1 protein-coding gene is annotated in these 734 nt (G+C 61.4%); it reads right to left on the reverse strand.

Annotated elements, in window-relative coordinates; genetic code table 11:
- A partial coding sequence (locus tag AC3WOE_RS30540; RefSeq protein ID WP_492696318.1) for an AMP-binding protein occupies positions 1-734 on the reverse strand: 734 nt, incomplete at both ends.

The raw sequence follows: 734 nt of genomic DNA on the forward strand, positions 1-734 counted from the left end.
ACCGCTCCCAGCGGCACCGGCTGACGGTGCTCGTCCAGCAGGTAGATCTGCGTGTTGGCGATCGGGTGACCGATGGGAATCGTGCTTGCCTGCGTGCTCTCACGCTCACACGGCCAAGCCGTCACATCAATGGCAGCTTCGGTGGGACCGTACAAGTTGTGCAAGGCCACAGTGGGGAAGCGGCTATGAAACGCTTCGACTTGGGCAACACTCAAGGCTTCGCCACTGCAAAACACCTGGCGCAAATCCGGTGCATGCAACGCATGTCCTTCAATGCCCGCCATGAAGCCTTGCAGCATGGACGGCACGAAGTGCAGCGTGCTGATCTTGGCTTGTTGGATCAACTCAGCCAGGTACAGCGGATCCTTGTGGCCTTGGGGCCGGGCCATCACGATCTGTGCGCCGTACATCAAAGGCCAGAAGAACTCCCACACCGACACGTCGAAGCTGAAAGGCGTCTTCTGCAGCACCCGGTCCTCTGGGCTCAGCGCATAGGCCTCTTGCATCCACACCAGGCGATTGACGACTCCTGCATGCTCGTTCATGGCCCCCTTGGGCATGCCCGTCGAGCCGGAGGTGTAGATCACATACGCCAGGTGCTTCGCGCTCAGCCCCAGTTCGCGCGCGTCAGGGTTGCGCCGCTCAGCTTCTGAGCCTGTCCAGACTTGTGCATCGGCGTCCAACCGCACGACAACAAGCTCAGCCTGAGCCTGCACCAGCCGCTCCAGCAGCCG

It is taken from the genome of Roseateles sp. FW305-36, from assembly GCF_058787015.1.